The sequence below is a fragment of the Comamonas sp. JC664 genome (assembly GCF_042647185.1).
The window spans coordinates 21,058-27,316 of record NZ_JBHRUZ010000035.1; the positions used below are offsets into that span (position 1 = coordinate 21,058).

5 protein-coding genes and 4 pseudogenes are annotated in these 6,259 nt (G+C 65.0%); 7 read left to right on the plus strand and 2 right to left on the minus strand.

Annotated features, from left to right (window positions below):
* Window positions 1-73 precede the first annotated feature (73 nt).
* Both ACFODQ_RS05390 and ACFODQ_RS05395 read right to left on the minus strand, forming a co-directional pair.
* A pseudogene (locus ACFODQ_RS05390) lies at window positions 74-2,052 on the minus strand (excinuclease ABC subunit UvrC).
* A gap of 115 nt (window positions 2,053-2,167) precedes the next feature.
* Window positions 2,168-3,372, minus strand: a pseudogene (locus ACFODQ_RS05395) (CaiB/BaiF CoA transferase family protein).
* A 173-nt stretch (window positions 3,373-3,545) separates the two neighbouring features.
* Between ACFODQ_RS05395 and earP (ACFODQ_RS05400) the strand changes: the two are divergent.
* From earP (ACFODQ_RS05400) to ACFODQ_RS05430, 7 genes and pseudogenes are all read left to right on the plus strand, one after another.
* Window positions 3,546-3,749, plus strand: a complete 204-nt coding sequence (gene earP / locus ACFODQ_RS05400) for an elongation factor P maturation arginine rhamnosyltransferase EarP (RefSeq protein WP_377015559.1) — start codon at window positions 3,546-3,548, stop codon at window positions 3,747-3,749.
* Window positions 3,749-3,976, plus strand: a pseudogene (gene earP, locus ACFODQ_RS05405) (elongation factor P maturation arginine rhamnosyltransferase EarP); the annotation flags it as partial. The gene earP (ACFODQ_RS05400) and the pseudogene earP (ACFODQ_RS05405), both read left to right, overlap by 1 nt.
* Window positions 3,977-4,071: 95 nt before the next feature.
* Window positions 4,072-4,656, plus strand: a complete 585-nt coding sequence (earP, locus tag ACFODQ_RS05410; protein ID WP_377015562.1) for an elongation factor P maturation arginine rhamnosyltransferase EarP — start codon at window positions 4,072-4,074, stop codon at window positions 4,654-4,656.
* 110 nt (window positions 4,657-4,766) lie between these two features.
* Window positions 4,767-5,317, plus strand: a pseudogene (gene efp / locus ACFODQ_RS05415) (elongation factor P).
* A gap of 181 nt (window positions 5,318-5,498) precedes the next feature.
* Window positions 5,499-5,711, plus strand: a complete 213-nt coding sequence (locus ACFODQ_RS05420; RefSeq protein ID WP_377015564.1) for a hypothetical protein — start codon at window positions 5,499-5,501, stop codon at window positions 5,709-5,711.
* A 119-nt stretch (window positions 5,712-5,830) separates the two neighbouring features.
* Window positions 5,831-6,046, plus strand: coding sequence for a DUF2239 family protein (locus ACFODQ_RS05425; RefSeq protein WP_377015566.1), 216 nt, complete (start codon window positions 5,831-5,833; stop codon window positions 6,044-6,046).
* Entirely contained in the window at window positions 5,964-6,167 is a 204-nt protein-coding gene (locus tag ACFODQ_RS05430) for a DUF2239 family protein (protein ID WP_377015572.1), read from the plus strand. The genes ACFODQ_RS05425 and ACFODQ_RS05430 overlap by 83 nt, the downstream gene beginning before the upstream one ends.
* Window positions 6,168-6,259: the final 92 nt, after the last annotated feature.

A 6,259-nucleotide genomic window follows, 5' to 3' on the forward strand; every position in this document is an offset into this window, starting at 1 on the left:
CACGCAACGGTGCAAATTCAGTGAACCGCACTATTGCCTGTGTGACCGTTGCTGCACGGCCCGTGCCACCCCGTCAATGCAAGGCCTTGTAGATGTCCTCTGCCAAGGCAGCCGAGATGCCATCGACCGTCATCAGGTCATCGACCCCCGCCTCCTCGACCCCGCGCACACCACCAAGCGCTGCAGCAGGCGCGCGCGCTTCTTGGGGCCCACGCCGGGATGTCTTCGAGCCGGCTGCCGCCTACCCGCACCTTGGCGCGCGCCGCGCGCATGCCAGTGATGGCAAAGCGGTGCGCCTCGTCGCGGATCTGCGCCACCAGCATCAACGCGGCCGAGTCGCGGCCCAGGTAGACCTTGTCGCGCCCATCGCAGAACACCAGCTCTTCCAGCCCGACCTTGCGGCCCTCGCCTTTTTCGACACCGACGATGCGCGAGAGGTCCAGACCCAACTCGGTAAAGACCTCGCGTGCCACACCGACCTGGCCCTTGCCGCCATCAATCAGCACGATGTCTGGCAAGCGGGCCGCGCCCTTGCCCAGCTCGGCGCCACCGGCATCGCGCTGGGCCTCGGCCACCTTGCTGTAGCGGCGCGTGAGCACCTGGCGCATGGCGGCATAGTCATCGCCGCCGGTGATGCCGTCGATCTTGTAACGCCGGTATTCGCTGCTTTGCATCTTGTGGTGGTGGAACACCACGCAAGAGGCCTGGGTGTTCTCGCCCGAGGTGTGTGAGATGTCAAAGCACTCGATGGTCAGCTGGTCGATATCGTCCTGGGGCAAATCCAGCGCCTCGACCAAAGCGCGCGTGCGCGCCTGCTGCGAGCCCTCTTCGGCCAGCAGGCGGGCCAGTTGCAGCTGGGCATTCTTTTGCGCCATCTCCAGCCAGACGCGGCGCTCCTCACGCGGCTGCGACACCGCCGCAATGCGCGTGCCGGTCTGCTGCGACAAGGCCTCCAGCAGCGCGGGCTCCAGCGCCACGCTGACCACCAGCACCGGGGCGGCGCCACCTGCAGATAGTGCTGGGCCACAAAGGCCTCCAGCACGCGCTGCTCCACTGTTTTGGCGGGCCGCACCACGCCGGGCTGGGCACCACCGGGCTGGGCCCCACCGGGCTGGGCCTCATCAGGCTGGGCGCCCGCCTGGTCTGCGGCTACTTCGGCTTCTTCGGCCTCTTCCATGCTGGCGATGGCGGCGCTGTCTTCCACATGCACGGGGAAATACGCGCGGTCACCCAGATGCCGGCCACCGCGCACCATGGCCAGGTTGACGCAGGCCTTGCCGCCCTGCACCTGCACGGCAAGCATGTCCACATCGCGGTCGTCGATGGTCTCGATGCTCTGCTGGTGCAGCATGCTGGCCAGCGCCTTGATCTGGTTGCGGATGTCGGCCGCCTGCTCAAACTCCAGCTTGTCCGAGTGTGCCAACATGCGCGCCTCCAGCGTCTTGAGCAGCGTGTCGGTCTCGCCGCGCAGCATGGCCTCGGCATGGGCCACATCGGCGGCGTAGTCCTCGGGGCTGATGTGGTCCACGCAGGGGGCGCTGCAGCGCTTGATTTGGTAGAGCAGACAAGGCCGGGTGCGGTTGCTGAAAATGCTGTCCTCGCAGGTGCGCAGGCGAAACACCTTTTGCAGCAGCAAGATGGTTTCCTTGACCGCCCAGGCATTGGGGTAAGGGCCGAAATAGCGCTGGCGCTTGTCGGTCGCGCCCCGGTAATAGGCCACGCGCGGGTAGCACTGGCTGGGGGGCGTGCGCATGTCGCCATCGTGGATGGCCATGCCGGTGATCTTCAGGTACGGATAGCTCTTGTCATCCCGAAAAAGAATGTTGTATTTCGGGTGCTGGGTCTTGATGAGGTTGTTTTCCAGCAGCAGCGCTTCGGCTTCGGAGCGCACCACCGTGGTCTCCATGCGCACGATCTTGCCCACCATGTGGCCGATGCGGGTGCCGCCATGGTCCTTCTGGAAATAGCTCGAGACCCGGCGCTTGAGGTTGATGGCCTTGCCCACATACAGCAGCGCATCGCTGGCATCGAAATAGCGGTAGACGCCAGCATGGCTGGCAAACCAGCGACCTGGGCAAGAAGTTCGGGAGAGTGCACGTGGGTGGGCATGCGCTATTGTCTTATGCGTTCGCCCCCCGCAGCGAAACGGCCCATCACCCGTGCACGCTCACTGCACAATGCCGCGCTCACGCAGCGCCGCAATCTGCGCGCCGCTCAGGCCCAGGCCCTGCAGCACCGCATCGGTGTCATCGCCCAGGTGCGGCGCGCTGCTGCGGATCGTGCCCGGTGTGGCGGACAGCTTGGCACAATGCCCGGCACCTCCAGCGTATGGCCGTCGCGCGTGGTTTGCGGCAGGATCATCTGGCGCGCGCGGTAGTGCGGGTCTTCGCTGATGTCCTTGGCGGTATAGACCTTGCCGGCTGGCACCCTGGCAGCAGCCAGCGCATCCATCACCTGCGCGATGGCGCGCGGCTGCGTCCAGGCGCTGATGGCGGCATCGATCTCTTCAATGCGCGCCACCCGGCCCGCATTGCTGGCCAGGTCCGGTGCCTGGCCCAGGTCCGGCCGGCCAATGGTGTCCATCAGCCGTTTGAAGATGCTGTCGCCATTGCCGGCCACCAGCACCCAGCCATCCTGGCAGGCATAGGCGTTCGATGGCGCAATGCCGGGCAAGGCGCTGCCCGCCGCCTCGCGCACCGTGCCAAAGGCGCTGTACTCGGGGATCAGGCTTTCCATCACATTGAAGACCGCCTCGTGCAAGGCCACATCGATCACCTGGCCGCTGCCGCCATTCACCTTGCGGTGGTAGAGCGCCATCATCACGCCGATCACGCCATGCAGCGCCGCCAAGGTGTCGCCGATCGACACCCCCACGCGCACCGGCACCCGCCCGGGCTCGGCCGTCAGGTGGCGCAAGCCACCCATGGCCTCGCCAATCACGCCAAAGCCGGGCAGATCGCGGTAGGGGCCGGTCTGCCCATAGCCAGAGATGCGCAGCATCACCAGGCCCGGTTGATCGCATGCAGCTCCTCGGCGACATGCCCCAGCCCTCCAGGGTGCCGGGGCGAAAGTTCTCCACCAGCACATCGGCCTCGGCAATCAGCTGGCGGGCAATGTCCTGCGCTTCCTTCTGGCGCAAATCCAGCGCCAGCGACAGCTTGTTGCGCGACTGCACCTGCCACCACACCGATGTGCCATCCTGCAGCAGCCGCCAGTTGCGCAGCGGGTCGCCCGCGCCGGTGGCCTCGATCTTCACGACCTCGGCACCAAACTCGCCCAGGTCTTGCCGCAGAACGGCCCGGCAATCAGCTGGCCCATCTCGACCACTTGACGTCTTGCAAAGCCTCGGCCCGGGTTGCAGTGTGGGTTCATGTCTGTCTCCATGCTTGATCAACTGAAGCTATTGTGGCCCAGGAGGCAGCGCCAGTCAGTGAGCCCGGACTGCACTATCATCGCGCGGGTGATGACCCTCTCCCCTGCTTCCACCCCCACCGCCACATCTCCACCGTATCCCCTGCCTCCGCGCAGCGCAGCCCAGCGCCGCTGTGGGATTTTTTTGCCAGGTGATCGACAACTTTGGCGATATCGGCGTGTGCTGCGCCTGGGCCGCCGACCTGGCCCAGCGCGGCTGCCAGGTGCGGCTGTGGGTGGACGATGGCAGCGCCCTGGCCTGGATGGCGCCGCAGGGCGCGCACTGGCGTGACGGTGCAGCCTGGGCCCGATGCGGCGCCGGCCAGCGGGGTCGGTGATGTGGTGGTCGAGGCCTTTGGCTTGCGAGATTCCGCCTGCCTTCCAGCAGGCGCTGGCCGCGCGTGCGCAATCCCCAACAGCAGAAGCCAGCGTCTGGATCAACCTGGAGTACCTGTCTGCCGAAGACTATGTCGAGCGCTGCCACCGCCTGCCCTCGCGCCTGATGAGCGGCCCCGCGGCAGGCCTTACGCGCTGTTCTTCTACCCGGGTTTCAGCACCGGCAACCGGCGGCCTGCTGCGCGAAGCCGATCTGCCCCAGCGCCAGGCGGACTTTGACCGCAGCGCCTGGCGCGCCCGGCTGGCCTGCAGGGCAGCGATCAGGTGGTTTCGCTGTTCTGCTATGAGCCCCCGGCCTTTTTGCCCGCCTTTGCCAGCGCTGGCACGGCCACGCAGTGGCTGGTCACCCCGGGCCGCGCGGCGGCGCTGGTGCAGCAGCTGTTGCCCCAGCCCCTGCCCAGCCAGGTTCAGCTGCTGCTGCCCTGCAGCCAGCCGGAATTTGACGAGATGCTCTGGTCCTGCGACCTCAACTTTGTGCGCGGCGAAGACTCACTGGTACGGGCGCTGTGGGCCGGCCAGCCTTTTGTCTGGCAGATCTACCCGCAGGGCGTCAATGCCCACCATGCCAAGCTGGAGGCTTTTCTGGACTGGCTGGACGCGCCGGGCAGCCTGCGCCAAGCCCATGCGGCCTGGAATGGCATCCCAGGGGCTGGCGCAGCGTCCCTGCATGGCCCGCCATCACGCCAGCGCTGCTGGCGCAATGGGCCCATTGCGTGCTGGCCGCGCGCACACTCTGCACAGGCAGCCCAGCCTTGCCGAGCAGCTGATGGCATTTTGCGGGCGAAAAATGTTAGAATTGCAGTCTTTGCGCTTTCCGCGCACCCAGCGCCTGCAGGCAGCCGGGTTTGATGGATGCGCACAACGCCGCGGAACATGCTACGGCGCAGCACAGCCCGTCCAACGACACTTGCGCGCCGCCCGTAGTAGTTTGAGCGGCCCAAACACAGGCACTTACTGCTATGAAAATCGCTCAAGAAATCCGCGCTGGCAACGTGATCATGTTCGGCAAAGACCCGATGATCGTTCTGAAGACCGAATACGCACGTGGCGGCCGTGGCGCTGCAACCGTGCGCATGAAGCTCAAGAGCCTGATCGGCAACTTCGCACGGAAACGTGTTCAAAGGCCGACGACAAGATCGACAACGTGATCCTGGAAAAGAAGGACTGCACGTACTCCTATTTCGCCGACCCATGTACGTCTGGATGGACCCTGAGTTCAACCAGTACGAAGTGGAAGCCGAAAACATGGCTGACGCGCTGAACTACCTGGAAGACGGCATGACCGCTGAAGTGGTGTTCTATGACGGCAAGGCCATCTCGGTCGAGCTGCCCACCACCATCGTGCGCGAAATCACCTGGACCGAGCCTGCTGTCAAGGGCGATACCTCCGGCAAAGTTCTCAAGCCTGCCAAGATCGCTACCGTTTGAAATCGCTGTGCCGCTGTTCGTGAGCCAGGAAGACAAGATCGAAATCGACACCCGCACTGCTGAATACCGCAAGCGCGTGTAATGACTGGGCCACAAGGCTCCAGCCAGAACAACCTCCATGCCCCGCGCTGGAGGTTTTTTTTCGACTCCGCGCGACCGTCTCACCGCGCTAACAGCAGCTGCCACAGGCCATCTGCCGCTGTGCCATCCAGATACATATTTTTTACCCATTAAAAATAGCCAAATATTTTTGCCCCGGTAAAATGAACTACTCATTAAGAGAACAACGAACAAGTGGCCATGACTACCGAGACATTGACCCAGCCGCTGACCATCTCCAGGGTCACCAGCGCCTGCTGCAAGCCGACCGCCTGACGGTGCTGCGCTATCTGCAAAACCATGACGAACTCCACCCCGGCTGCAGCCTCACCCCCTTGTGGGTGTTTGATGACCTCTCCGACTGCGCCTGGATCTGAACTGGCGCTCGGAGCTGCCCCGGCAGCGCAGCCCCGCTGCCCAGCTGGACGACGACGCAGCCCCAGCACCCGCAGCACCTGTTGAAGCAGCAGCCCACAGCCCGCTCTGCAACGTGCCGTTGGCCGCCCCAAAGCTGGGCGTGGTCTCGCGCGAGGTAACCTTGCTGCCCCGCCATTGGGACTGGCTCAACCGCCAGCCCGGCGGCGCCTCAGCGGCCTTGCGCCGCCTGATCGATGACGCCCGCAATGCCCATGCGCAGCAGGATTCGCAGCGCGCAGCGACCGAGGCCACCTACCAGTTCATGCAGGCCATGGCGGGGATCTGCCGGCTTTGATGAGGCCTGCCGCGCGCTGTTTGCCCACAAGCAATCGGCGTTCTTGCTGCAGACCCAGGCCTGGCCTGATGATGTACAAGCTTATCTGCACCAGCTCAGCCGCCCCATCTGGCCGGTGTAAGCACCCTACCCGCAGCACCCTGACCCCACACCCTCCCATGTCTTCGTCCATACCCGCACCCCAGCGGCGCCCTCCGCCCCGCCTGTTCGCCC

Excerpts from the sequence above, each read along its gene's own strand:
- ACFODQ_RS05420 (WP_377015564.1), top strand. The coding sequence starts at position 5,499 with ATGAACTACTCATTAAGAGAACAACGAACAAGTGGCCATGACTACCGA.
- ACFODQ_RS05430 (WP_377015572.1), top strand. The coding sequence starts at position 5,964 with ATGCGCAGCAGGATTCGCAGCGCGCAGCGACCGAGGCCACCTACCAGT.